Source organism: Crossiella cryophila (assembly GCF_014204915.1).
Lineage (GTDB): Bacteria > Actinomycetota > Actinomycetes > Mycobacteriales > Pseudonocardiaceae > Crossiella > Crossiella cryophila.
Window position 1 is genome coordinate 5,297,023 of record NZ_JACHMH010000001.1, and the last position, 23,436, is coordinate 5,320,458.

Annotated in this window: 22 protein-coding genes; 13 read left to right on the plus strand and 9 right to left on the minus strand. The window is 70.1% G+C overall.

Features of this window, described 5'->3' with window-relative positions; translation table 11 throughout:
* The first annotated feature begins 114 nt into the window (after positions 1–114).
* From HNR67_RS23315 to HNR67_RS23330, 4 genes are all read left to right on the plus strand, one after another.
* Entirely contained in the window at positions 115–1,077 is a 963-nt protein-coding gene (locus HNR67_RS23315; RefSeq protein WP_221490014.1) for an alpha/beta fold hydrolase, read from the plus strand.
* 185 nt (positions 1,078–1,262) lie between these two features.
* A complete protein-coding gene (locus HNR67_RS23320; protein ID WP_185004329.1) occupies positions 1,263–1,736 on the plus strand; it encodes a hypothetical protein in 474 nt (157 codons plus the stop codon).
* A 120-nt stretch (positions 1,737–1,856) separates the two neighbouring features.
* A complete protein-coding gene (locus HNR67_RS23325; protein ID WP_185004330.1) occupies positions 1,857–2,075 on the plus strand; it encodes a hypothetical protein in 219 nt (72 codons plus the stop codon).
* Positions 2,076–2,108: 33 nt separating this feature from the next.
* On the plus strand, positions 2,109–4,343 hold the full coding sequence (locus HNR67_RS23330; protein WP_185004331.1) for a DUF4185 domain-containing protein: 2,235 nt from the start codon (positions 2,109–2,111) through the stop codon (positions 4,341–4,343).
* Here the strand turns inward: HNR67_RS23330 and HNR67_RS23335 are convergent.
* From HNR67_RS23335 to HNR67_RS23350, 4 genes are all read right to left on the minus strand, one after another.
* The gene (locus HNR67_RS23335; protein ID WP_185004332.1) at positions 4,340–5,953 is read right to left on the minus strand and encodes a hypothetical protein; all 1,614 of its coding nucleotides are present in this window, start codon (positions 5,951–5,953) and stop codon (positions 4,340–4,342) included. The two genes, HNR67_RS23330 and HNR67_RS23335, sit on opposite strands and share 4 nt — an antisense overlap.
* Entirely contained in the window at positions 5,950–6,438 is a 489-nt protein-coding gene (locus HNR67_RS23340) for a hypothetical protein (protein ID WP_185004333.1), read from the minus strand. Before HNR67_RS23340 ends, HNR67_RS23335 begins: the two co-directional genes overlap by 4 nt.
* Complete coding sequence (locus HNR67_RS23345; RefSeq protein WP_185004334.1) at positions 6,435–8,012, minus strand: hypothetical protein; 1,578 nt, start codon at positions 8,010–8,012, stop codon at positions 6,435–6,437. Before HNR67_RS23345 ends, HNR67_RS23340 begins: the two co-directional genes overlap by 4 nt.
* Positions 8,013–8,089: 77 nt before the next feature.
* Entirely contained in the window at positions 8,090–8,398 is a 309-nt protein-coding gene (locus HNR67_RS23350) for a hypothetical protein (protein ID WP_185004335.1), read from the minus strand.
* Between the two features lie 205 nt (positions 8,399–8,603).
* On the opposite strand from HNR67_RS23350, the gene HNR67_RS23355 reads away from it, so the two are divergent.
* Both HNR67_RS23355 and HNR67_RS23360 read left to right on the plus strand, forming a co-directional pair.
* Positions 8,604–9,323, plus strand: coding sequence for a helix-turn-helix domain-containing protein (locus HNR67_RS23355; protein ID WP_312987884.1), 720 nt, complete (start codon positions 8,604–8,606; stop codon positions 9,321–9,323).
* Between the two features lie 71 nt (positions 9,324–9,394).
* Positions 9,395–10,945: an alpha/beta hydrolase gene (locus tag HNR67_RS23360; protein WP_185011000.1), complete on the plus strand. Its 1,551-nt coding sequence runs from the start codon at positions 9,395–9,397 to the stop codon at positions 10,943–10,945.
* 61 nt (positions 10,946–11,006) lie between these two features.
* Here HNR67_RS23360 and HNR67_RS23365 read toward each other — a convergent pair whose 3' ends face one another.
* The gene (locus HNR67_RS23365) at positions 11,007–11,450 is read right to left on the minus strand and encodes a nuclear transport factor 2 family protein (RefSeq protein ID WP_185004336.1); all 444 of its coding nucleotides are present in this window, start codon (positions 11,448–11,450) and stop codon (positions 11,007–11,009) included.
* A 65-nt stretch (positions 11,451–11,515) separates the two neighbouring features.
* Here HNR67_RS23365 and HNR67_RS23370 point away from each other — a divergent pair, with 65 nt between their 5' ends.
* Positions 11,516–12,466: a helix-turn-helix transcriptional regulator gene (locus HNR67_RS23370; protein ID WP_221490015.1), complete on the plus strand. Its 951-nt coding sequence runs from the start codon at positions 11,516–11,518 to the stop codon at positions 12,464–12,466.
* Between the two features lies 1 nt (position 12,467).
* On the opposite strand, the gene HNR67_RS23375 is transcribed toward HNR67_RS23370, so the two are convergent.
* Positions 12,468–13,127, minus strand: coding sequence for a phosphoribosylanthranilate isomerase (locus HNR67_RS23375; RefSeq protein WP_185004338.1), 660 nt, complete (start codon positions 13,125–13,127; stop codon positions 12,468–12,470).
* Between the two features lie 278 nt (positions 13,128–13,405).
* Here HNR67_RS23375 and HNR67_RS23380 point away from each other — a divergent pair, with 278 nt between their 5' ends.
* Positions 13,406–13,954: a hypothetical protein gene (locus HNR67_RS23380; RefSeq protein ID WP_185004339.1), complete on the plus strand. Its 549-nt coding sequence runs from the start codon at positions 13,406–13,408 to the stop codon at positions 13,952–13,954.
* Complete coding sequence (locus tag HNR67_RS23385) at positions 13,947–16,250, plus strand: IPT/TIG domain-containing protein (protein WP_221490016.1); 2,304 nt, start codon at positions 13,947–13,949, stop codon at positions 16,248–16,250. The genes HNR67_RS23380 and HNR67_RS23385 overlap by 8 nt, the downstream gene beginning before the upstream one ends.
* Positions 16,251–16,311: 61 nt before the next feature.
* On the opposite strand, the gene HNR67_RS23390 is transcribed toward HNR67_RS23385, so the two are convergent.
* Positions 16,312–17,421, minus strand: coding sequence for an alpha/beta hydrolase (locus tag HNR67_RS23390; RefSeq protein ID WP_221490017.1), 1,110 nt, complete (start codon positions 17,419–17,421; stop codon positions 16,312–16,314).
* 115 nt (positions 17,422–17,536) lie between these two features.
* On the opposite strand from HNR67_RS23390, the gene HNR67_RS23395 reads away from it, so the two are divergent.
* Positions 17,537–18,208, plus strand: coding sequence for a TetR/AcrR family transcriptional regulator (locus tag HNR67_RS23395; RefSeq protein WP_185004341.1), 672 nt, complete (start codon positions 17,537–17,539; stop codon positions 18,206–18,208).
* A 163-nt stretch (positions 18,209–18,371) separates the two neighbouring features.
* Positions 18,372–19,793 (plus strand): rifampin monooxygenase, encoded by a 1,422-nt coding sequence (gene rox, locus HNR67_RS23400; protein WP_185004342.1) that lies wholly within the window; start codon positions 18,372–18,374, stop codon positions 19,791–19,793.
* On the opposite strand, the gene HNR67_RS23405 is transcribed toward rox, so the two are convergent.
* Positions 19,790–20,626, minus strand: coding sequence for a helix-turn-helix transcriptional regulator (locus tag HNR67_RS23405; RefSeq protein ID WP_185004343.1), 837 nt, complete (start codon positions 20,624–20,626; stop codon positions 19,790–19,792). The two genes, rox and HNR67_RS23405, sit on opposite strands and share 4 nt — an antisense overlap.
* Positions 20,627–20,711: 85 nt before the next feature.
* Here HNR67_RS23405 and HNR67_RS23410 point away from each other — a divergent pair, with 85 nt between their 5' ends.
* A complete protein-coding gene (locus tag HNR67_RS23410) occupies positions 20,712–21,464 on the plus strand; it encodes an SDR family NAD(P)-dependent oxidoreductase (RefSeq protein ID WP_185004344.1) in 753 nt (250 codons plus the stop codon).
* Between the two features lie 133 nt (positions 21,465–21,597).
* On the opposite strand, the gene HNR67_RS23415 is transcribed toward HNR67_RS23410, so the two are convergent.
* Positions 21,598–22,917 carry an MFS transporter gene (locus tag HNR67_RS23415; protein ID WP_185004345.1) on the minus strand — a complete coding sequence of 440 codons (1,320 nt, stop codon included), beginning with the start codon at positions 22,915–22,917 and terminating at the stop codon, positions 21,598–21,600.
* Between the two features lie 246 nt (positions 22,918–23,163).
* On the opposite strand from HNR67_RS23415, the gene HNR67_RS23420 reads away from it, so the two are divergent.
* Positions 23,164–23,340, plus strand: a complete 177-nt coding sequence (locus HNR67_RS23420; protein ID WP_185004346.1) for a hypothetical protein — start codon at positions 23,164–23,166, stop codon at positions 23,338–23,340.
* Positions 23,341–23,436 lie beyond the last annotated feature (96 nt).

Consider the following 23,436-nt stretch of genomic DNA (forward strand, 5'->3'; position numbering starts at 1 on the left):
GGCCGGTCAGCAGCCGGTCATCCTGCCGTTCAGGCCTGGCTGAAACATGCTGGCCGGACGCGTTGGCCGGGTTACGGTGCCGACCGGCAACTTCGATCCAGCTCTGGGGGCACCATGGACCGTCGAACCATGCTCTCGCTGGGCGCCGCCACCGCGGCCCTGGCCATGACCGGTGAGGCCGCGGCCTCGCCAGGCCCGCGCGGCCCGTCGGATGCCGCACTGGCCCGTTCGCTGGGCGGCGACTTCCGCAGCGCGCACGCCGAGGTCAACGGAACCCGGCTGCACTACGTCATCGGCGGCTCGGGCGCGCCGCTGGTGCTGCTGCCAGGCTGGCCGCAGACCTGGTGGGAGTTCCACAAGATCATGCCCGCGCTGGCCAGGCGGCACACCGTGATCGCGGTGGACCTGCGCGGCATGGGCGGCTCGGCCAAACCGGCTGGCGGCTACGACAAGAAGACCATGGCCACCGACATCCACGAGCTGATCCGCAAGCTCGGCCACCAGCGGGCCGATGTGGCCGGACACGACATCGGCGCCATGGTCGCGCAGAGCCTGGCCGCGTTTTTCCCTGCCACAGTGCGGAAACTGGCCCTGCTCGATGTCGCGCACCCGGATGAGGACCTGTACCAGCTGACCCTGATCCCGCGTCCCGGTCAGCCGTTCTTCCCGTGGTGGTTCGCCTTCAACCAGGCGCAGGGCCTGCCGGAACAGCTGATCGCCGGGCGGTCCCGGGTGCTCATCGACCACTTCTGCGACATGCTGCTGGTCAACCGCGCCGCCATCAACGACCGCGACCGGGCGATCTACGCGCACGCCTACGCCACCCCGGAGGCGGTCCGCGCGGGCAACGGCTGGTACCAGGGTTTCACGCAGGACATCGTGGACGAGAAGTCCCACGGCAAGCTGGCCATGCCGGTGCTGGGCCTTGGCGCGGGGCCGAACTACTGGTTCCTGGCCGATCACCTGCCGCGCAAGGCCACCGACGTGCGGGTGGTGGAGATCAAGGACTCCGGCCACTACGTCGCCGAGGAACAGCCCGCCGCGGTCACCGCCGAACTCGAACGGTTCTTCGGCTAGCCCGTGGCCCGAAGTCCGGTCCGCACCTCGCCGGCGTGTTGGCCGTTGTCGTACACAGTGTTGGCCGAACTGGTACACCCTTCGGCCAACACACCGTCCACAACGGCCAACACACCGTACGACAACGGCTAACACGGTGGCGGGTGGGTGCAACCAGGTACCCGCCGTATTCCGTCTGGACAGGTATGCGGAAGTTCTCACTGGCACTGGCCGGACTCGCCCTGCTCACCGGATGCGGTGGCGGTCCGGCCAGTGCCGCCTGCCCGGCCATGGCCGCGCGCGCGGGCATCGGCCTGGACATCGAGGCACCACTGGCGGCCAAGGTCGCCAAGGCCGAACTGAACGGTGCCGACGTGCACCTGTCCGAGTCGACCAAGGCCGGCCCGACCACCTGCACGGGCGGACAGCCCGAGGACTCCTGCTCGACCGGGATGACCCGCACCGGCGCGAAGAACGCCTTCCTGGACCAGACCGGGCTGAAGCTGGAACCGACGCGGCTGCGGGTGCGGCTCACCGACACCGCGGGCGCGGTGCTGGTGGACCAGGAACTGGAGATCACGCCGAAGGAGATCTTCCCGGCAGGCGCGCACTGCGGTGGCGGCCAGCCTCAGGCCGGGGTGCTGGTCACCGCCGACGGCTCGCTGCGCGCCCGCCCCTGACGCACCGGCGCCCGGACCGGTCAGGAATCGAGAAGCACCCGGCCGGTCACCGGACCTAGCGTCACCTCCAGGGAAAACGCGCTGGACCACCAGCCGTGCCCGGTTCCCGAGGAGGTTTCCATGAGTGCGAACAAGCGAATCCGGCAGATCCACCGCTGGCTGTCCATTGTGTTCACCGCGACCATCGTGATCACCGCCGTCGCCCTGGCCCAGGAGGACCCGGTGATGTGGCTGTCGTACCTGCCGCTGCTTCCGCTGTTCCTGCTGCTGGGGACCGGGCTGTATCTATTCGCGCTGCCCTACACCGCGAAGTGGCGGCACCGCCGCACCCCGGTGTGAACCAGGTCACCAACCCTGTCCCAGACTGGCCGCATGACCGCTCCGCTGAGGCCGCTCGCGCTCAACTACCCGGCCACCAGGCAGCTCGAGGTGTTCGCCGTGGACGACGACGGCGCGCTCAAGGTGGTCTGGAAGTCCGACAACGGCACCTGGAACCCGCCGCATCCGTTGAGCGGCAGGGGTTTCGCCGGTCCGGGCGCGCCGCTGTCCGGGGTGTACTACGAGCCTGCCGGGACCCTGGAGGTGTTCCGGATCGGCCGGGGTGCGGCGCACGGGGTGTGGAAGGCCCCGCACGTGCAGGACCAGTGGCGGGCGCCGTTCCAGCTGGCCGCCTTCCCCGCGGTGACCGGGGACGCCCATTCCGTCGCGGTGCACTACCCGCCCGCGCGGACCCTGGAGGTCTTCGCGGTGGGTGACGACGGCGGCGTGCACGCCACCTGGAAGTCGCCGACTGTCGGCTGGCAGCCGTCCTTCCGGCTGGCCAACGCGTCCGGGCAGGCGCCGGGTGGCGCGCCGATCGCGGCCGCGCACTTCCCGCCCGCGGACACCCTGGAGGTGTTCGTGGCCGGCGGCAACGAGGGGATCATCGGCTTCTGGAAGGCACCGCACGTCCAGCACAACTGGCAGCCGCCGTTCACCCTGCCGGGCACGGCCGGGACCGTGCCGCAGCGGGCCGGGATCGCCGCGCTGCACTTCCCGCCGAGTCAGTGCCTGGAGGTGTTCTACGTCGACAAACGAGGCGCGCTGCGGTCGATGCGGAAACCGGCCGGCGCGGCCTGGCAGGGCCCGCACCGGCTCTCCGGCGACAACTTCGCGCCGCCGGGAGCCGCGGTGACCGCGGTGCACTACCCCTCGGCCGGGCAGCTGGAGGTGCACGTGGTCGACAACCTCGGCCGGGTCTGTGTGCAGTCCAAGGCGGGCAACGGAACCTGGGCGCCCGAACCGCATCCGCTCACCGCCGACCACGGCCTGGTCAAGGGCGCCCCGCTGGCCAGCGCGGCCTACCCGGTCAACGACCAGCTCGAGGTCTTCGCCGGTGACCAGAGCTACTTCGCCCGGATCCTGTGGAAGCACCACAACGGGATCTGGGCACCCTGCCTGACCCCACTGGGCGCGCGCACCGGGGCCGGACCGGCGCCGACCCTGCGCGGTGAACGGGTGTCCCAGGTCTCGGCCACACCGGCCTTCCTGGACGCGGGCGCGCGCGGCATCGACCTGGGTCCGAGCACCACGCACAACGGCAGGCACTGGGTGTTCTTCGGCGATGTGCCGCGCTCCGGCCGCGGCGACGGCCCCGCGCACGACGCCGACGCGGTGGCCTGGGCGTCCAGGCTGACTCCGGACCAGGTGAGCTTCGAGCTGATCCGGTCCGGGCGGTACTTCGCGCCGATCACCGTGCGCAGACCGGACGGGTCACTGCTGGTCCCGCTGACCGACCAGACCCCCACCGGCGCGTTCAGCCACGGCGAGCACGCCTACGTCTTCTACCTGATCTTCGACAAGCCGGATGCCTCCGGCTACAAGGAACCCAACGCCTACCTGACCAGGACGGCGAATCCGGGTGACGGCAAGCCGTTCGAGCAGGTGTTCCGCTGGGGCGAGAACGAGTTCTGGCAGGTGGCGCCGACGGTGGTGGACAACGCCGCGTTCGACGACCTGCCCAGCGACACCGGCCGGGGCCTGGTGCTGCTCGGCGGCGGCGTCACCGACGGCAACCAGGCGGCGGTGCACCTGGCCTGGCTGCCGCTGACCCCCGGCCAGGCGCCGAGCGCGGGCGAGATCCGCTACCACCGCGGCGCGCAGGGCTGGTCGCCGCCGGGGGAGCCCGCCGGCATGCAGCCGCTGTGGCTGCGACCGCCCGGCTACACCTCGGTGTCGCTGACCTATGTCGCCCAGGCCCAGCGCTGGATCGCGTTGTACAGCAACGCTTCCCCGTTCGGCATCGGCGGCGAGAACCGCCCCCGCGACCCGGTGGTGGCCAGGGTGGCGTCCCGGCCGACCGGTCCGTGGTCGGCCGAGATCGAGATCTTCAACCCCTGCCGGGACGGCGCCTACGCCCGGTACATGCACTGGCCCGGCATCGACACCCTGGACGAGCAGGATCCCAGCGGACTGCGTGACGGCACCGGCTGGGCCTACGGCGCGTTCATCCTCGAACCACTCACCCAGTGGCACCCCGCGGACCGGTCGGTCACGCTGCACTACCTGCTCTCCACCAGCCGCCCGTACCAGGTGATGCACATGCGCACCCGGTTCCCGGTCGGCTAATCCGCGATCAGCCCCCGCAGTTCCTCCTCGGTGATCGGCAACTGCCAGTACGGCCGGGTCAGCACGTGGTCGAACTGCCGAGTCCGGTCCGTGCGCGCCCAGCCGCCGGGCCGGACGAATTCCTCGACGACGTCGTTCTTCTTGCGCACCACCATGGTCGCGTTGCCGAGGTCGAAGGCCGCGGCCACCTCGGCGAAGATCGCCAGGTACTGGTACTCGTTGTCCCGCAGCGCGACCGACCTGTCCAGCCGGGCCGCGTGGAATCTGATCCGGGCCATGCCCCACTCGTCCGTCTCGGCGACGGTCCAGTCCGGCTCATCCCGTTGGCGGACAAGGAAGTCCGACGGGATCCAGCCGAGATCCTCGGCGGCTTCCTCGGTGGTCCTGGTGAGTCGGATCTTGGCCACCGGACCGACCTCGCGGCTGCGGATCTCGAAGTACCGGATCTCCGCGGCCGCGAGCCTGCGGGTGATCCGCTCGATGTCGGCCCCGCCGATCGGCAGCGTGTGCGTGCTGGCCGGTTGCCTCGTCGGCGGCCAGTCACCCGGCTGCCGGAACACCTCCCACGGCCCGGTCCGGCCCGCCGGGCAACGGACCACCGAGTAGGCCCGGTCGAGATCCTTGCTGTCCGCCGCGAAGTTGAACAGCGCGAAGTGGTGCCTGCCATCGGTCACCTCGGCATGCCGCTTGCTGTTCCGCATCGCCACCCGCGTCGCGAGCGGTTCGGCCTCGCCTTCCCGCAACGGCAACGAGATCCGGTGCCCGGGGCCCAACTCCGGGACCACGTCGTAGGCCAGTTCGAGGTCGAGCACATCGGTCGCCCGGTGGAACACCGCGTACCCGCCCGCGGACCCCGCCCGATGCTGCTGGACCAGTACCGCCAACTGCTCGACCGCGTGTTCCCAGCCGACCTCCACATCCAGCCGCCCCGGCTCCGGCGCCTGGCCCAGCAGGTCCGCGGATTTCCACCGGCCGTCCCCGGTGAACACCCACTCCCGCGGTTCCCGGTCCGGCACGGTCAGCACACGGATCACCGCGGCAGCCCGGCCGTGCTCGGTGCGGAGGTGGTGGCGGTGATTCACCGCCCAGCGCCGGTCGATCTGCCGCTTGAGGTGTTCCGCCTCGGCCGCGCTGATCGAGACGGACTCCTCGGTCCAGTCCCGGCCGGACCACAACCGGTACAGCTTGTCGGTCTCCTCCCACATCCCGTACCCGACATACTTGTGCTCCTTGTGTGGATCCGGCTGCCGGATGAGCAGGTACGCCTTGTCCAGATCGAGCACGTCCACGGTGTCCTTGAACACCGCGTGGTACTTGAACTCGACCACCTCAGAGTCATACCGCGCGCCGCGGATCACCCGCACCATCTCGACCAGGAAACCGTTGGCGTACCCCAGATTCGCCTCGCGGGCGATCCAGGTCGGCTCGTTCGGCACTTGGCTGAGCAGGGTGGCGGGTTGCCAGTGCAGGTCGTGGGTGAAGGCTTCTTCCACCGTGCCGGTCATGCGGACGACGGCGTGCGGGAGTTGCCGGCCCTCGATGTGAATCACCGTGTAGCGGACGTTCTCGTCCTCGACGCCGCCGTAGAAGTCGCGCAGTCCCCAGTTCATGTGCCCTCCTGGTATCGCTGGTCGAGCCGTCGCTGGACCTGTTCGGCCTCGGCCGCGCTCACCGAGACGTACTCCTCCAGACAGTCCCGGCCGCTGGTGAGCCGGTACAGCTTGTCGCTGCCGGACCAGGTCTGGATCCCGGTGTATTTCTGCTCGTGGTAACGCCCCCGCTCCCGCAGGAGCAGGTACGCCTTGTCCAGGTCGACCACGTCCGCGGCGTCCTTGAACACCGCGTAGTACTGCGGGTAGACCGAGGAATGGTGCCGCCTGCCGCGGATCGTGCGCACTATCGAGACCAGGTGGTCCTCGGGCCCGGTCAGCTCGCGCGTGCTCCAGTCCGACTCGTTCGGCACCCGGCTCAGCAGATCCGATGGTTCCCAGCGCAGGTTGTGGGTGAACGCTTCCTCGACTTCGCCGGTCACCCGGACCACGGCGTGTGGGAGGCGTTGTCCCGCAACGGAAATCAGCGTGTACCGGGTCGTCATGCGGTCAGCCCCCGAATCTCCTCCTCGGTGATCGGCAGTTGCCATTCCGGTTGTGATCCGCGCTGGTCGAGCTGCCGGGCCCGGTCCGTCCGGGTCCAGCCGTCCGGGCGGAGGAACTCCTCGCTGACGTTGTCCTTGCGCCGCACGAGCAGGTACGCGTTGCCGAAGTCGAATGCCTCCGCCAGCTCCTCGAAGAAAGCCAGGTACTCGTACTCGTTGCCCTCCAACGCTTTCGCCCTGGCGAACTTGGCGTCGTAGAACCGATGCAGGTCCAGCGTCCCCTTGTCGTACTCGCTGACGAGCAAACGGGGGGTCTCGCGCCAGTGTTCGATGCGGTTGGACGGGAGCCAGCCGAGGTCGTGGCTGGTTTCCTCGGTGGTGCCGGTGAGCCGGACCAGCTCTGTTCCTTCCTGGCCCGCCAGGCTGACCATGAAATAGCGGGTCTTGGCCGCCGCGATCACGCGGGTGGCCTGCTCGATGCCCTCCTCGTCGAGGGGCAAGGTGTGTGGCCAGTGCCGCTGTCTGGTCGGCGGCCACTCGCCTTCGCGCAGGAACACCTCGTACGGCCTGGTTTCGGCCAGGGGAGCGCGGATCACCGACATCACCTTGCCGAGGTCATGCATGTCCGCGTCGAGGGCGAAGTACGCGAAGTAGTGGTAGCCGTCCACCGGGGCGGCCTGCCGCTTCGCGTTCCGGACCAGGATCTGCCCGGCGAGGGCCTTCGCTTCCCTTTCCTCCAACGGCAGGAAGATCCGGTGCTCGGGCCGGAGTTCCTGGACCACCTGGTAGGCGTTTTCCAGGTCGATCACGTCGCTCGGCTGGTGGAAGAGCGCGTAGCCGCCGGTGAGTTCGGCCCGGTTCCGCTGGACCAGTTCGGGCATCAGTTCGACGGCGCGCTGGTAGTCGATCTCCTCGGTCTGCCGACTCGGGTCCGGCGCCTCGCCCCACGCTTTCGTGTGCCACCACTCGTATCCGGTGAAGTACATCTCCCAGCCTTGCCGGTCCGGGCCCACGCCCACCCGCACCACGGCCCTCAGCCTGCCGTGCTCGGTTACGGCGTGGTGGCGCCAGTTCTCGGCGGTCTCCCGGTCGAGCCGCTGCCGGAGCCGCTCTGCCTCCTCGGGGCTCACCGGGAAGTAGCTGTAGTCGGTGACCCGGTCGGTGTTCCACTGCCCGATCAGGTCGGTCCACGACCACAGGTGGTACCCGTCGTACTTCTCCTCGCTGCGCCGATCCGTTCGCCGGATGAGCGCGAACGCGCCGTCGATGCCGGGCTCGCGCACCTTGTCGTGGCGCACCGCGTAGTAGGTGACCTCGGCCAGCTCCGAGGTCTTGCGTGCGTTGAGCACTTCCTTCGCCAGTCTTTCCGGCAGGCCTTCGGCCGACCAGGCTGAGTACTCGTGGGTGCTCCACAGTGGTTCGTCCGGCACCCGGCTCAGCAGGTCGGAGGGTTCCCAGCGCGATTCCTGGGTGAACCTCTCCTCGATCGTCCCGGTCACCCGGACCACGATGCGCGGGATTTCCCTGCCCGCAACCAGAATCTGGATGTAGCGCGTGCTTTCCGCGTTATCCATGCGATCACCCCCAGTGATCGCCTAATCCTAACAAGTGATCAGGGCGAGCTGGGGGTGATGCGGGCCACGAATGATGATCAGGCGCAGTCCCAGTGCATGCCCTGCCAGCGGGCGCCGTAGCGGGCCCACTCGAAGTAGTGCTGGTGGCGCGGGGGCACGATGGTGCACTTGCTGTCCGGGCCGTGCGCGCGGCGGACCACGTAGCTGATGTTGTTGCGGCAGTTGTTGGTCACGGTCACCCGCTGCCAGATCCCCTTGGCCGAGTGCTCGACCTTCGCGCAGTCCGGCGCCGCACTGGCGGCGGGGGCCACGGCCACCAGGGTGGCGAGGGAGAGTGTTGTTGCGGCGAGGGTGGCGAGCAGTCGGGTGGGTACGCGTCGCGTCATGCGGACCAGTGTCGAACCCGGCGTGGGCGGGCACCCGGTGAACCGGGCGGAACCACCCGGCCGATACCCGGTCTGTCCACAGTGGAGGAGTCGCTGTCCGGATCCGGACAGCGCCGATCGGGTCAGGGGCTTGACCGTGCCGTAGCGGCATAGTTTGGACTGTTCCCTGTCGGCGCGATCGTGCCGGGGAAGCAGGGCTCGGGGAGTGACCGTCGTGGGCTGGAGCACCAGGCAGTTGGCCGAACTGGCCGGCACGACCGTGCGCGCGGTGCGGCACTACCACGACGTCGGGCTGCTGGCGGAACCGGAGCGGCGGGCCAACGGTTACAAGCGGTACAGCGTGGCTCACCTGATCCGGGTGTTGCGCATCAAGCGGTTGACCGGTCTGGGGTTGTCACTGACCCAGATCGCCGAACTGGGCGATGCCGATGAGCACCCGGAAGAGGCATTGCGCTCACTGGACACCGAGTTGGCCGAGACCATCGAGCGGCTGCAGCGGGTGCGGGCCGAGTTGGCCCTGATCCTGCGGCGGTCCGCGCCGACCGACCTGGGTCCCGAGGTGGCCCAGGCGGTGGCCGGCACCACGATCAGTCCCGCGGACCGGGACTTCGTGGTGGTGCTGACCCGGATCCTGGCGCCGTCGATGCTGCGGTCCTACGCGGAGATGGTGCGCAAGACCAGTTCGGACCCGGTGATCGTCGAGTTCAACAGCCTGCCGGCCGACGCCGACGAGCAGACCCGGCAGGACCTGGCCGAACGGCTGGCGCCGGTGAGCAGGCGGATGATCGAGGGCACGCCGGAGCTGAAGGACCTGTTCGCCGGTGCGCCGCTGGGTGCGGCCACCGGGCTGCAGGCGATGAGCCAGGCCATCACCGATCTCTACAACCCGGCCCAGGTCGACGTGCTGGTCCGGATGACCCGCTGAGCCCGTCGCGGGCGAGGCAGAATCGGAAGAGGGGGAACACCTTGAGTGGGAGAAGACTGCGTGTCGCCGGGATGGTCTCGGTGGTCGTGGGTGGATTGTTCGCCGGGCTGACCCCGGCGCTGGCCGAACCGGCGGCGGAGGCGCTGAACTCCACGCACATCCCGGCCCGCTACGCCGCACAGGCACTGGGCTGGCACCCGTGTACGACCGAGGAGCTGCCCGGCACGCCGCCGGGTGAGGTCGGCCTGCTGGAGTGCGCCACGTTCGCCACGCCGCGGAACTGGGAGCGGCTCTTCGAGCGCGAGGACCTGACCATCGCGGTCAGCAGGCTGCGTGCCACCGGCGTCACCACCGCCTCGGTGCTGACCAACCCGGGTGGCCCCGGCGGCCCCGGCCGGTCGCTGCCGCTGCACTTCCGCGGCCAGGACCGGCTGCGGGAACACCAGGAGGTCATCGGCATCGACTCCAGGGGCACCGGCCAGAGCACCAACATCACCTGCGGCGGGATGGCCGGTCCGGCCCCCGAGCTGGACGCGCGCAACCGGGATCCGCGCAACCTGGACCTGCTCGTGGACGCGGTGCGGGAGGGCGCCAAGACCTGTCGGCAGGCATCCGGCGAGCTGGGATCGCTGATCAACACCTTCCAGATGACCAAGGACCTGGACCTGCTGCGGGTGCTGCTGCGCCGGCAGAAGATCAACTGGATCGGGTACTCGGCGGGCACCTGGCTGGGCGCGCACTACGCGCAGCGGTTCCCGAACCGGGTCGGGCGGTTCGTGCTGGACTCCGCGACCGAGTTCACCGCGAGCTGGCAGCAGTCCTTCGACTGGCAGCCGATGGCCTTCGAGCGGCGCTGGCGGCAGGACTTCCTGCCCTGGATCGCCCGCTATGAGGCCAAGTACCACTTCGGCGCCACCGGCGAGGCCGCCCGGCAGAACTTCGAGCAGGTGCGGGCCGCGCTCTCCCGCAAGCCGGTGGAGATCGGCGGGGTGAAGATCTACCCGAGCATGGTGGACAGCCTCATCCTGGGCTCGCTCAAGGAGAAGGCGCAGTTCCCCACCCTGGCCGAGCGGCTGGTCCAGCTCAGGACGCTGACCGAGCAGGGCGCGTCCACCAGGGCCAAGGCCGCGGCGGAGGGCCCGGTCAAGGAGGCCATGGACAAGGTGCGGGCCCAGGCGCCGGACGCGATGCTGGCCACGCTGTGGCACACGCTGTGCAACGACGGTCCGTGGACCGGCGACCGGGAGTCGCTGATCCGCCGCTCGCAGCAGCAGTACGACAGCGGCCTGTCCCTCTACGGCGCGGGCTGGATGAGCTTCCAGATCTGCGCGTTCTGGCCGGAGCGGCCGCGGCCGCTGCCCAAGCTGGACGGCAAGGGCGTGCCGCCGGTGCTGATCGTGCAGGCCGACAAGGACGGCGCCACCGCGATCGAGGGCGCCAGGCGGGCCCGCGCGGCGTTCCAGAACTCGCGGCTGCTGACTGTCACCGATGAGGGTGACCACGGCATCTACAGCGGCGGCAACGCCAGGGTGGACAAGATCGTCAACGCCTACCTGGTGGACGGGGTCGTCCCGGCCGATCAGAGCGTGCCCGGTATGCCACTGCCGGTCCCGGCAGGCTAGAACCGAGGTGGGGTAGGAGTCCGGCGGTTCGGTGACCTGGTCACCGGACCGCCGGCTTTCCTCACTCGGGAGCCGGAGCGCCGTTGCCCACGGCCCGCATCGCGGCGTAGGAGTCCAGGTAGTCCCGCCAGTGGGTGATCTTGCGGTCCCTGATGGTGATGATCGAGACGAACCGGTTGGCGTAGTCCGCGCCGGTGGCCACGATCTTGCCCGCGACGCCGTACTCCAGCACGACCACCCCGGCCTCCCGGTCCTGGTGCACGGCCAGGTCGCCTGCCCAGTGCAGGCGGATCCCGTCGCCGTAGCCCGCGTAGAGCGCCATCAGCGCGGCCCGGCTGTCCACCCGCCTGGGGTAGCCGGGGATGGTGACCACGTACTCGGTGACGGCGTCGGCGGCGAACAGGTCGAAGAAGTGCGCGCCGTCGGCCAGGCCGTCCAGCCCGCGTTGGATGACGCCGAAGAACGGGTCCAGGGCGGTGTAGTCGGCGGTGTCGGTAGTTGCCATGGCGGCACGGTAGGTCGCGACCCGGCCAGCTCCTGTCCTGGTCACGTCCTAGTCTCCCCGATGTGATGAGTGCGTCGGCGCGACTGCTCCGCCTCGTGTCGGTGCTGTCCGCGCGTCCGTCGTGGACCAACCACGAACTCGCCGAGCGGCTCGACGTCACCGAGCGGACCGTCCGGCGCGATATCGCCAAACTGCGCGAACTCGGCTACGGCATCGAGTCCGGCGCCGGGCCGTGGGGCGGCTACCGGCTGCGCCGGGACAGCGCGCTGCCGCCGCTGAACCTGGACGACGAGGAGGCCCTCGCGGTGGCGGTGGCGCTGCGGGAGACCGCGCTGACCGGGACGCTGGGCAGTGATCAGGCCGCGCTGTCGGCGTTGCTGAAGTTGCAGGGGTTGCTGCCCCGGCACATCGCCTCGCGGCTGGCCGAGTTCGACGCGGCCGTGGAGCAGACGCCGAGGGCGGGGGAGGACCCGGTGTCCTCGAAGGTGTTGCTGGAACTGGCGGGCGCCTGCCGGGGCGAGGTCCGGATTGGACTGTCCTATCGGGACCGGCTGGATCGGGCCAGTGTGCGCGAGGTGGACCCGTACCGGTTGGTGCGCACCAGGAATCGGTGGTACCTGGTGGCCATGGACGTGGTGCGTGGGCAGTGGCGGACCTTCCGCGCGGACCGGGTCACCGGGGTTGAGCGCACCGGGGCGCCGACCGCGATCAGCGATCCGCCGGACGCGGCCCGGCTGGTCGCGGAGATGCTCACCAGCAACTACCCGGTCTACGCGACCGTGCGGCTGGCCGTGCCGCTGCACCGGGCCCGCCAGCTCGTGCCGCCCGGCGCTGGCCTGCACGAGCCCGACGGGCCGGATGTCACGGTGATCACGTTGGGCGGCAACGACTTGGACGAGCTGGTCACCCGGCTGCTGCGGCTGGCCACGCCGGTTCGGGTGCTCGCCCCGGCCGAACTCCGGGACGCCTTCCGGGCGCGGCTGGCCGCGTTGCTGGTGGAGGAGCCGTCCGGCTGAGTCAGGCCTCGCGGACGGCGGCGATGAACTCGCGGATCCGGCCGTGGTCCTTGACGCCCTTGCTCGCCTCGACCCCGGAACTGACGTCCACCGACAGCGTGCGGCACAACGGACGCAACGTCGTGATGCCCTCGGTGACGTTGCCCGGGGTGAGTCCGCCGCTGAGCACCAGGTGTGAGTCGGGGGCGGCGGGTAGCAGGGACCAGTCGAAGGTGCGGCCGCCGCCGCCGTAACCGGGCACGTGCGCGTCGAGCAGGATCGCCCTGGCCCGGTCGAATCGCCGGGCGAAGCCGACCAGGTCGAACGGTGGCGTGCCGGGGTCCAGGGGGATGCGGGCGGCGCGCAGGAAGGCGAGTCGGCCCTGGCCGGTGGCCGCCCAGCAGTCGGCGGGGGTCTCGTCGCCGTGGAACTGCACCAGCGCGCCGGGCACGGCCGCGGCGGCGGCGAGCACCTCGGGCGCGGGGGTGTTCACGAACAGCAGCACCGGGGTGACGAACGCGGGCAGCCGCGCGGCCAGTTCAGCGGCTTGTTCCGGGGTGACGTGGCGGGGGCTGGGCGGGTAGAGCACGAAGCCGATCGCGTCGGCGCCGGCCTCGACCGCGGCGTCCACATCGTCCGGCCTGGTCAGGCCGCAGATCTTCACGGCTGTTCGGGTGCCCATGCGGCCACACCGTACACATCGGCGCCTGCAGACCGGCGAGGGCCTGGTCTTTTCGAGCCAGGTTCCTTTCGTGGCGGTTTAAGCCAGCGTTGAATCCCCGGTGAGAAAAAACTGAATCAGTTTACAGTCGGTCAGTCAGTTGCTAACGTTCCTCGCCGGGCCCCTTCGCGGCAGTGGCGAGTGCGCGGCCTCATCCTGGGGGAGGCATTTATTGTAGGGCTCTTTTTGCTGCGCCTGATTATGTATATCGAGTTCTGTTCACGTCATCAGGAGAACTCATGTCATTCATGAGAAGGGCTGGTTTCCTGGCGGCCGCGGCGATGTCCGCCGCCGGGTTGGTGTCGGCCCCCGCCGTGGCGGCACCAGCTCCGGCCAAGGTCACCTCCGGCGAGTTCGTCGCCATCGCGATCAAGCCTGGAACTGCGGGAACCAAGGACGAACCGCCGCTGTTCGAGTGCCACTGGAACCACGGCGCCACCCCGGCCAGTGGCGTGGCGGCGATCAACTACTACGCGAACTTCAACTGCGGCCCCGGCCCGAACCCGCTGTCGGAAATCCAGGCCAAGATGTACTCCGGCAAGGGTCAGCTGGAACACGCCGCACCCAAGGACGGCCCGGTGTTCAACGGACCGGTGGAGAGCAAGGCCACCTTCTACGGTCCGCGCCCGGGAAGTCAGCACTACGTCCGTTCGTTGTCCAGGATCGAGCTGATCATGGACCCGGACGGCACCAAGTATTGGTGGTACCGGCTGCCCGAGGGCTGTTCCGGACTCGGCGGCTATATCGCCACCTGTGACCTGAGGACCGAGGTCTTCACCTATGCGTGAGAACGAAGGGAATTCCGTGCGCAACCGACTGACCGGGGTTGTTTCCCTGGCGGCCGCCTTCACCGTGATCGCCTCCCTGGCGCCAGGGGTGGCGCTGGCCGCCGCCGCGCCCGCGGTGACCGGGTTCAGCCCGATCGGCGGTGACGCGGGCGCCAGCTTCACCATTTCCGGCAGCGGCTTCGGCACCGACACCGCCGCGGCCAAGGTGAGCATCAACGGCGTCACCGCGACCGTGACCGCCGCCGCGGACAACAGCCTGACCGCGCTCGTCCCGGCAGGCACCGGCGCGGGCAAGGTCCAGGTGAGCACCCCGGACGGCTCCGCCAGCAGCGCGGAGGACTTCGTCATCGCGCCCGAGCGGTACAAGTTCGCCGACATCGCCTACACCAGCGGCATCCTGCCCGACTCCAAGGGCCAGCTGGTGGACATCAACGCGGCCAAGAAGATCGGCCTGATCCGCTTCAGCGGCACCGCGGGCCAGCGGGTCAGCTTCGGCTTCGACAAGAGCACGCTGAACTCCCGCTTCGACGTCAAGCCCTACCTGCCCAACGGCAAGCAGCTGCTCGTGGACGGCTTCCGGGTGGAGAAGAACTTCGCCAAGGAGGGCGGCCAGTACCTGCTGCCGCCGCTGCCGGTGACCGGCACCTACTCGCTGGTGATCGACCCGACCACGGACACCGGCGTCGGCAAGATCAACGTGATCCAGCCCAACATCAAGGACGGCGGCGTGCTCAGCCCCACCGGGGCCGCCACCAGCATCGCCTTCCACGACCCGTGGTACCAGGTCGCGCTGACCATCAACGCCGAGGCTGGCCAGGTCTACAGCCTGACCCCGACCGACTGGAACTTCCCGGCCAGCGCCCAGGTTATGGCCACCATCTTCGGCCCGGACGACCGGCAGCTGTTCAGCTCCACCCCGTTCAGCGCCCGGCCCAGCGCGTTGTCCTTCGAGGCCAAGGTGGCAGGCCGGTACCAGGTGTTCCTGGTCAGTGACAGCCTCACCGTCGGTTCGCAGCCCGGCTCGCTGGTGATCACGTTGTCGCAGAGCGTGGACGCCGGCCGGGTGGACGTCGGCGGCGCGCCCAAGCAGCTCAACGTGGCCCGGCTCGGCCAGGCGCAGAAGCTCGTTTTCGCCGGCAAGACCGGGCAGAAGCTGGGCTTCGGCATCACCGATGTCGCCCAGGGCGCGGCCATTCCCTCGCTGAGCGTGGTGGCCCCCAACGGCAAGAGCTGGCAGCTGACCCCCGGCGCGGACGCCGAGATGCCCGAGGCGCTGCCGGTCGACGGCGACTACACGCTGTGGTTCAACCCGGTGCCCAACACCGGCACCTACACGCTCTGGGGGTCCGAGGACGTCAACGGCGGCCTGCTGCCGCTCGACGGTGAGCCCGCGGAGATCTCCGTGGACCGCCCCGGCCAGAACGTGCGCTTCACCATCAACGCCACCGCCGGGCAGAAGGCCGGCCTTGGCATGCTGCACCCGTGGGGCACCGGCCTGATCGCGGTGCTGCGCGACCCGACCGGCAAGAAGCTCGTCGACATCGGCGCGCGCAACAACGTGGACTTCACCTTCCCCACCACCGGGACCTATGAGTTCCTGGCGGACCTGGGTGCGGTCTCCGGCGTCGGCACCTTCGTGCTGTCCTCGGACCTCAACAAGGGCGAGTTCAGCGACACGGTGGTGCTGCCGGTGCAGCGGGCCGGTCAGAACGCCCGCGCCACCTTCCAGGGCACGGCGGGCCAGCGGATCAGCCTCGGCTTCTCCGACACCACGCTGAACGGCCAGTACCGGGTGAAGTTGTTCCAGCCCAACGGAACCGAGATCGGCGGCGGCTTCGGCTCGGTCTACGCCGGCCGCGACGACAAGGACATCGTGCTCCCGGTCGCCGGGACCTACGAGATCCAGCTCGACCCGACCGATGAGAACACCGGCACCGGCGAGATCAAGGTGACCCTGTCCACCGCGGTCAACGGTGGCACGCTCACCGTCGGCGGCGCGGCGGTGCCGCTGGTACTGCCGAGGGTCGGCCAGGACGGCACCCTGACCTTCGCCGGCACGGCCGGGCAGAAGCTGGCTTTGACCTTCGCGGGCAACAACTTCCAGCCCTCGAAGAACTTCCGGGTCAGCGTGCTCGGCCCGGACGGCAAGCCGCTGACCGGTCTGGACGGCAAGCTCAAGACCGACACGGCCAATCTCGCGGTGCCCGCGCTGCCCAGTGCCGGCAACTACACCGTGGTGATTGACGGGGACCGGGCGGCGACCGGCGGGATCACCGTCGGCCTGATCGCCGGCTGAGGTGGTGGGGGCGGCGCCGCCCGGTATCGGCGCCGTCCCCACCACTGCCTGCTGGCCAGGGTCAGGACAGGTTCGCGCCGAGGAAGTCCACCATGATCCCCGCGACCTGCTCGGTGGACCACGGCGAACGCGCGTTCGGATCGCCAAGGAAGGCCAGGTCGCCGTGGCCCGCGTCGCGGATCACGTACCGGGTGCTGTTCACGCCCGCGGCGACCAGGGCGTTGTGCAGCAACAGGGTTTGGCTGGGGGAGATGACGAGGTCGTTGTCGCCGTGCAGGATCAGCGTGGGCGGGTCGCCCGCGCCGGCGTGGGTGACCGGGTTGGCGGCGGTGACCTCGGCGGGGCTGGCGGCCAGGGATTTGCCGGTGGGGCCGGTGATGTAGGTGGAGATGGGGCTGATGGCGCTGGCGAAGCCCGCTTCGGCGGCGGGGCCGTAGTCGGACATCAGCTTGCTCAGGTCGGAGGCGCCGAACTTGTTGATGACGGCCTGCACCCGGCTGCTCTGGTCGAGGTGCTCGCCCCGGTCCAGGTCCGTGCAGTCGCCGGTGACGCCGGTCATCGCGGCCATGTAACCCCCGGCCGACTCGCCCCAGACAGCCACCCTGGCCGGGTCGATGCCGTAGGTGGTGGCGTTGGCGCGCAGGTAGCGGATCGCGGCGCGGATGTCGGCCAGGCCGTCGGTGTAGACCGCGCCGCTGGGCTGGACCCGGTAGTCGATGCTCGCCACCACGTAACCGGCCTCGGCGACGAAGGTGCGCAGGTTCAGGGTCTGTTTGCGGTCGGCGGAGACGAAGCCGCCGCCGGGGAGGTAGACCACGAGGGGCTTCAGGCCCGCGGCCGCGGGGCGCTGGATGTCCAGGCGCAGTGGTTGTTCCGGGGCTGGGGTCGCGTACACGAGGTCGTTGGTGGTCTGTAGCGGTGTCCGTCCACAGTGGATCTGGGGTTCGGTGCCGGGGCTGATCACCTTGCTGGTGCTGGTGTCCACGGGCACCGTCACCTTGTCCGGCTGGGGCATCGCCGGACCGGGGCGGGCCCGGTTCGGGGGCTGGGGACTCGCCGGGCAGGCCGTTGACGCGGCCGTGTCCTGCGGCGTCGTGGCCGCCGGGGCGCACCCGCCCAGTACCAACGCGGACGCGCAGACCAGCGCCGCAGCACACCTGATCGTGCTCATCGCACACCTCGTTTCCTCGACTGCTCCCATCGTAGCGGAATAGCTATTCCGGTTGCCGCTGTCGAGACCGGCGTCACGCCAGCCGGGCGCCGTCGACGCGGGTAGCCTCCAGCGCATGCGCCGCGATGCCCGTGCCAACCTGGAACGCCTGCTCACCGCGGCGGCCGAGGTCTTCGCCGAGCAGGGACTGGACGCCACGCTCGCGGACGCGGCCAAGCGGGCCGAGGTGGGCGTGGGCACCGTCTACCGACGCTTCGCCAACAAGGACGACCTGATCCACGAGGTCTACGCACCCCGCCTGCGCGAGGTCGAGCAGCTCGCCGAACAGGCCGCCGCGGCCCCGGACGCCTGGCAGGGGTTCGCGGACTTCTTCGAGAGTTCGATCCGGCAACTCGCCGCCGACCGCGGCCTGCGCGAACTCACCCTGGGCGGCCACACCCAGGCACTGGGCTGGGCCCGCGGCACCCCACCGGACCGGCTGGCCGCCCTGATCGACTCCACCCAGCAGGCCATGGGCGGACACCTGGACACCATGGTCCGCCGGGCTCAGGAAGCCGGTGCGCTGCGGGCGGATTTCGTGGCCACGGACATGATGCTGCTCTCCGTCGCGGTCCAGGCCACCATCGCGCTGGGCGGCGCTGAACACCCCGAACTGTCCCGGCGCGCACTGGGTTTCATCCTCGACGGGCTGCGGCCCGAGCGGGACGGCCCGACCGCACTGCCCGCGCCGCCGCTCACTCCGGAGGCGCTGGTGCGGATCCGGCAGCGCGGACTGGCTGACCAGTAACCGTCCACAACGGACAAAAATAATGGCAAGGAGGTCGAACTCTCCTTGCCCACTTCAACTTATAGCGCACAGGGGGTCTTGCGGCAAGGCCCCCGGTCTGCCGCACACTCTGCGACCGAAGCCAGTACCCGCGCACCTGCGCGCTTGGCGAATCGGGGGACGAATGATTGACGTGATCATCGCCGGTTGTGGACCGACCGGTCTGATGCTGGCGAGTGAATTGCGGTTGCACGGCGTGCAGGCGGTCGTGCTGGAGAAGGAGCCGGAGCCGACCAAGGTGGTCCGCTCGCTCGGCCTGCACGCGCGCAGCATCGAGGTGCTCGACCAGCGCGGCATGCTGGAGCCCTTCCTGGCGGCTGGCAAGCAGTACCCGGTCGGCGGGTTCTTCGCCGGGATCACCAAGCCAACGCCGCCGCGGCTGGACAGCGCGCACGCCTTCGTATTGGGCATCCCGCAACCCGTCACCGACCGGCTGCTGACCGAGCACGCGCTCGAGGTCGGCGTGCAGATCCGGCGCGGCACCGAGGTGACCGGGCTGAGTCAGGACGCGGACGGGGTGGACGTCGAGCTGGCCGACGGCAACCGGTTGCGGGCCCGCTACCTGGTCGGCTGCGACGGCGGTCGCAGCACGGTGCGCAAGCTGCTCGGTATCGACTTCCCCGGCGAGCCGTCCCGGGTGGAGACGCTGCTGGGTGAGATGGAGCTGACCGCCTCGCCGGAGACGCTGGCCGAGGTGATGGCCGAGGTCCGCAAGACCCAGTTCCGCTTCGGCGCGATGCCGTTGGGGGACGGGGTGTTCCGGGTGCTGGTGCCCGCCGAGGGAGTCGCCGAGGACCGGTCGGTGCCGCCGACCCTGGAAGAGTTCAAGCGGCAGCTGGTGGCGGTCGGGGGCACTGATTTCGGCGTGCACTCCCCGCGCTGGCTGTCCCGTTTCGGCGATGCCACCCGGCTCGCGGAGCGCTACCGCACCGGCCGGGTGCTGCTGGCAGGCGATGCCGCGCACGTGCACCCGCCGACCGGTGGGCAGGGGCTCAACATGGGGCTGCAGGACGCGTTCAACCTGGGCTGGAAACTGGCCGCCGCGGTCAACGGCTGGGCCCCGGACGGACTCCTGGACAGTTACCAGGCCGAACGGCGTCCGGTGGCCGCGGCCGTGCTGGACAACACCCGCGCGCAGATGCAGCTGCTCTCCACCGACCCCGGCGCCCAGGCGGTGCGCCGGTTGCTGGCCGAGCTGATGGACTTCGAGGAGGTCAACCGGCACCTGATCGAGAAGATCATCGCGATCGGGATCCGCTATGACTTCGGCGACGGGCACGCGCTGCTCGGGCGGCGGCTGCGCGATATCGAGCTGAAACAGGGCCGCCTCTACTCGCTGCTGCACGCCGGTCGCGGACTGCTGCTGGACCAGACCGGGCGGCTCTCCACGGCGGGCTGGGCGGACCGGGTCGACCACGTGGTCGAGGTCAGCGAGGAACTCGACGCGCCCGCGGTGCTGCTGCGCCCGGACGGCCACGTGGCCTGGGTCGGCGAGGACCAGCAGGACCTGCTCGAACACCTGCCGAGGTGGTTCGGCGCGGCCTAGGCGAGCTGCTGCAGGCCGATCACCGCGAGCAGCCGCATCGCGTCCTCGGCCGGGCTGCCGGGCTCGGCGGTGAACAGCACCACGTGCTGGTCGCGTTCGGGCACGGCGAGGATGTCGCAGGTCAGCGGGATCGCGCCGAGCTGCGGATGGTTGATCGTCTTGACCAGGTTGCGCTGGTCGGGGACCTCGGGGCTGGGCCACAGCTCGGCGAAGGCCGGGCTGTGCGCCAGCAGGTCGCGGATGAGCGCCTGGGTGGCGGGGTCCTCGGGGTAGCGGGCGGCGACCGCGCGCAGGTGCCCGGCGGCGAACCGGCCGAAGTCGCCACCGCCGGACATGCCGTAGTTGGGGCGATCCGGGTCCGGGTTCAGGAAATAGCGGCGGATCGCGTTGCGCTCCTTGGGCGGCAGCGCGGAGAAGTCCTCCAGCAACGCCGCCGCGAGCGGGTTCCAGGCCAGCACGTCGTACCTGGCGTCGAGCACGATCGCGGCGGTGTGCGGCATCCGCTCGATCATGTCCAGGATCCGGTCCGGCACCTCGGCGGAGGGACCGGGCGGCTCGGCCTGCTGACCGCACAGGACGTAGAGGTGGGCCCGCTCGGCGTTGTTGAGCCGCAGCGCCCGGCCGAGCGCGGCCAGCACCCGCCGGGACGGGTTCGGGCCGCGGGCCTGTTCCAGGCGGGTGTAGTACTGCGCGGAGATGTGCGCGAGCTGGGCCACCTCCTCGCGGCGCAGGCCGGGGGTGCGGCGCTGGCCCGCCGCGGGCAGGCCCACGCTGGAGGGGGCCAGCCGTTCCCGGTGCGACCGCAGGAACCGGCCGAGTTCGTGTTTGTCCACGGGTCGAGAATGGCTCAGCGCGGCCGGATCAGCCAGGTACCGCCAGGGCCTGTCAGGGGGCGGGGCGGCCGGGCACGGTGGAGGCATGACCCAGAACGGACTGCTGGCCGGGAAGATCGCGCTCGTCACCGGGGCCAGCCGGGGGATCGGGGCCGCGGCGGCCCGCCTGTTCACCCAGGAGGGCGCGACCGTGGTGCTGGCCGCCCGCACCGAGAGCGCGCTGCGGGAGGTGGCCGCGGACCTGCCCGGCGCCTCCTACGTGGTCGCCGATCTCGGGGAGCCCGCCGAGGCGCGGCGGGTGGTGGAGGTGGTGCTGGAGCGGCACGGCCGGCTCGACGTCGCGTTCAACAACGCCGGGGTCGGGGTGCCGCCGCATCCGGTGGCGGAGTTCCCCGAGGAGGATTTCGACCTGGTGCTGCGGGTCAACCTCAAGGGCGTGTTCTACGCGGTGTCGGCGCAGGTGAAAGCCATGCTCGCCGGTGGAGGCGGCGCGATCGTCAACAACAGCAGCGTGGGCAGCCTGCGCGCGAACCCGGCGCTGCCCGCGTACGGGGCGGCCAAACGCGCGGTCAACAGCCTCACCGAATCGGCGGCGGTGACCTATGCGTCGGCCGGGATCCGGATCAACGCGATCGCCCCCGGGCTGACCCGCACCGAGATGGCCGAGCAGTGGCAGGCACTCGAACCCGGCGTGCTGGACCGGATCATCGCGGCCACACCACTGGGGCGGGCGGCCGAACCGGCGGAGATCGCCGAATCGGCCGCCTGGCTGCTCAGCGACCGGGCCTCGTACGTGACCGGCGTGGTGCTGCCGGTCGCAGGGGGCGCCGCGGTCTGACTTCCCACCGAACGGTCGGTAGGCGATGGCGCCGCGACCGTCGCCACCTACCGAATGGTTGGTAGGCAGTCGTGCGGCGATCCTCTCCGCCCACCGAACGGTCGGTAGTCGGCCGCGTGGCGGTCCGGTCTGCCTACCGACCGTTCGGTTGGCGCCGGTGAACATCGCCCGTATGTGTGGGACCAGGAGCAGGTCGCCGTCGAAGCCGAAGCCGAGCAGGTTGCCGCGCACCTGGTCGCAGTTCGGGGGTCAGGGTGGCGTAGATCGCGAGCAGTACCAGCACCACCTCGTAGACCAGCAGGGTGCCCGGCACACCGAACGCCTCCAGCAGCAGGCCGGTCAGCGCGTAGCCCAGCGGCAAGGTGGTCTTGGAGATGAAGGTCAGGAAGCCCTCCACCTTGCCCAGGTGCTCATTGGGCACGATGCCCATCAGGTACTTCATCTGGATCACGTTGAGCACCGCGATCTGCAGGCAGATCACGCCCCACACCAGTGCGGTGCCCCAGCCGGGCAGGTCCAGCAGCAGCAACGGGAACAGCGCCGCGGTGATCCAGTGCTTGCCGATCACGGTGGGCAGCAGGCCGAGCTTGTCCTCCAGCTTCGGCGCGAGCAGCGAGCCGACGATGCCGGCCACCGCGGCGAAGGTGAACACGGTGCCGATCTCGATGCCGGCGGCGCCGTTGTTCTTGACCAGCACGATCAGCAGCAGGCCGATGCCGGCGAAGAGGAAGTCGCCGATGGAGGTGAGGATGGTCAGGCTGCGCAGCAGCGGCAGGCTCATCGCGATCTTGCCGCCGCCGGTCAGCTCCGCCCGCCACGCCATGGGTTCGTCCGAGCGCCGGCGGTCCGGGCCGAGCTTGGCCCGGATGCCCAGGATGCACAGTGCGATGGCCAGGAACGAGATCGCGTCGATCATGAACGGCGAACTCGGGCCGGTGACCTCGAACATCAGCCCGGCCAGTGGCGGGGCGATGATCGTGGCGATGCCCCAGATCATCTCGCTCTGTCCGGCGGCCGCACCGAGTTTGTGCTGGCCGACGATCCGGGGCAGCGCGGCGGTGTTGGCGATCCGGTACACGGTGGCGGCGGCGCTGTTGACCACGGCCACCACGTAGAGCTGCGGCAGGGTCAGGCTGTCCAGCAGGTAGGCGATCGGGATCGAGGTGATCGAGACCATGCTCAGCACCGAGGAGCCGATCATGAGCCCGCGCCGGGAGATCCGGTCCACCAGCGCGCCCGCGGGCAGCGCCAGCAGCAGTGGCGGAATGGCCTCCACACTGCCCACCAGCCCCGCGTGCAGGGGTGAGCTGGTCATCAGCAGCACCAGCAGCGGCAACGCGATCGCGGTGACCTCGTCACCGATCGCGCTGAGCACCGTGCCACCCCACCACAGCCGGAAGTCCCGGTTGTCCCTGAGCCGGGTCGGTCGCGCCGCGTTGGTTTCGACAGGCACCTTCGTCCCTTCCCATCCGGTCGGCACACCAAAACAGGTTTCGGGCACCACCAGCACCTTGTTTTTGATTGGCAGGTGCTCGCCCAGCACGCTGAGGGTGGCCAAGCCGGTCCTGGCCGACCCGACTTCCGTTTGGTCGGTTCGGCGTATTCCTCGACCGGCATCGGCTCGGCTAGCGTCAGCGCTGGTGCGGGCCGGTTGGCCGCACCTGTCCGGGGGGCGGCTTCGCTGATGGGGAGAAAAGCTGTGAACGTCAATTCACGCTGGTCCGGTATGGCCGGGAAACTCGCTGCCGCGCTGGGCGTGGCCGTGGTCGGTGGCGTGCTCGCCGCCGGACCGGCCGCCGCCACCGACAGCACGCTCGCGGGGGCCGGGGACAAGAAGGTCGAGGTCATCAAGGCCGTGACGGCCCCGGGCGAGTAAACCCGAACGAACCTTCCGGAACGGCCCGTCCACGCCTGGACGGGCCGTTCCGCGTTTGGTGCGTTCACGCTGGGTACCCGGTCACCCGGCACCGAT